Annotated in this window: 2 protein-coding genes; both read left to right on the plus strand. The window is 37.6% G+C overall.

Going from position 1 to position 1,838, the window contains the following annotated elements; all coding sequences use genetic code 11:
- The first annotated feature begins 104 nt into the window (after positions 1-104).
- On the plus strand, positions 105-446 hold the full coding sequence (locus V7137_RS29755; RefSeq protein WP_335701404.1) for a YARHG domain-containing protein: 342 nt from the start codon (positions 105-107) through the stop codon (positions 444-446).
- Positions 446-1,381, plus strand: a complete 936-nt coding sequence (locus V7137_RS29760) for an N-acetylmuramoyl-L-alanine amidase family protein (RefSeq protein WP_335701405.1) — start codon at positions 446-448, stop codon at positions 1,379-1,381. Before V7137_RS29755 ends, V7137_RS29760 begins: the two co-directional genes overlap by 1 nt.
- Positions 1,382-1,838: the final 457 nt, after the last annotated feature.

Genomic DNA, 1,838 nt, shown 5'->3' on the forward strand with positions numbered 1-1,838 from the left:
ATCTAAACTATCTGTTATTTTAAGGAATTATATTCAATAAAATGTTAATAAGGAGGGTGTTTGAATGACATCTTTTTGTTCGAATTGTGGAATGGAACTGAGGAGTGAGCAGGTGTTTTGTAAAGGTTGGGGAACGAAGGTTAGGGTTCCTAGTTCTTTCGACCTTAACCAATGATGTATCTGATACGAATGAATATATTTTACCTGACAGTGATATAAGAAGGTTATCAAAAAGTGAAATCGAATACTTAACATTTGAAGAACTTAGTTTGGCTAGAAATGAAATCTATGCAAGACATGACCATATTTTTAAAAAGGGTTCTTTACAAATCTATTTCGATCGGAAATCATGGTACAATCAAGACCCATATTATGACGATACAAAAAGTAGTATTGAAAAGTACAATGTAAATTTGATCAAAAGTCGAGAGGAGTTTCTAAAGTAATGTCAAGGACAGCAAAGATAGGGATTACTTGCATCATCCTTCTAGCAATTATTCCTGTGTATTTTTACCTCAATCATTCAAATGAGGATGGACAAGATACCTCGAGGAAGGCAGTAAAGGTGGAACAAAAAGAGACAAAAACAGTATCGCCTGAACTAGAGACAAAAACGACTGAAACGACCATGCCAAGCCAAGATAACGATGCAGCACCAAAAAACGAAGTACCATCTAAAGCAGAAACTAGAAAGGAAGGTCAAGACACAACGAAAATTCCAGATGAGGAAGAAAAAGAAGAAGGGCCAAAAGACTTTTTAGTGGTCATTGACCCGGGACACCAACAACGCGCAAATATGGGGCAGGAGCCAGTCGGTCCAGGTGCAGCAGAAACCAAAATTAAAGTTACAGGCGGAACCTCAGGCGTTGCAACAGGGAAGCCAGAATACAAATTAACGTTAGAAGCATCGCTAATTTTAGGCGAGATACTTGAAAAAAGAGGGGTAAAAGTCATCTACACCAGAACAACGCATAACGTTGATTTGAGTAACAAAGAACGAGCCGAAATTGCCAATCAAAATAACGCTGACTTATTTGTTCGGATTCATGCGGATGGATCCACCAACCGAAATGTAAGAGGTCTCTCTGTCTTAACTCCTTCTCGGGATGATAAATTTACAAAAGCAATTTTTCATGATAGTTTAAAGGCTTCTAAGCTTATCGTTGATGAAACCCAAAAAAATCCAACTGTAAAAGTAAATGGAATTTCATATCGCGGAGACTTATCAGGCTTTAATTGGTCGCTAGTGCCTAGTACCTTAATTGAAATGGGCTTTATGAGCAATCCGACCGAAGACAAGAACCTGTCAGACACAAGCTATCTTACCAACCTACTCACCAACATTGCTGATGGGATCATGCTCTACTCAGACAGTAAATAATAGCTATAAGAAATAGGTGTCAGGCACTACTATCAGTGCCTGACACCCTTTTATTGTCTAGGTTAAATCTCTTTGAAGGGAAAAATCTGACGTAGAAATGGGCACCTTTTTAACATCTTTTGCGGTGTGCTGCTTTTTTAGTTTTTTCTTTTTTAAGGAGTTTGCTAAAGGATTAATGTTCATGGAAGATTCGAGCTCTTTCTTAATCATATTAATGATAATAATGATGATGAAGTAGCAAATAAGCGGGACGAGGGCAATATGTGGTGCTCGATAAAATTCTTAATGTTTTGGCCAACCAATCCTGCCCATTCCTTAGCATTTGAGTTAAGTATCGCCTCCCCAATTACCTGACCTTTTGCCCAAATACTTCTCCTATTTGTGACGTAAAAGGAATAAAAAGATTGCTGGAATATTTGATAAATTGGAAAAATTTTAAATAATGGTGTCAGGCACC

The organism is Neobacillus drentensis, assembly GCF_036962765.1.
Lineage (GTDB): Bacteria > Bacillota > Bacilli > Bacillales > Cytobacillaceae > Neobacillus > Neobacillus drentensis_C.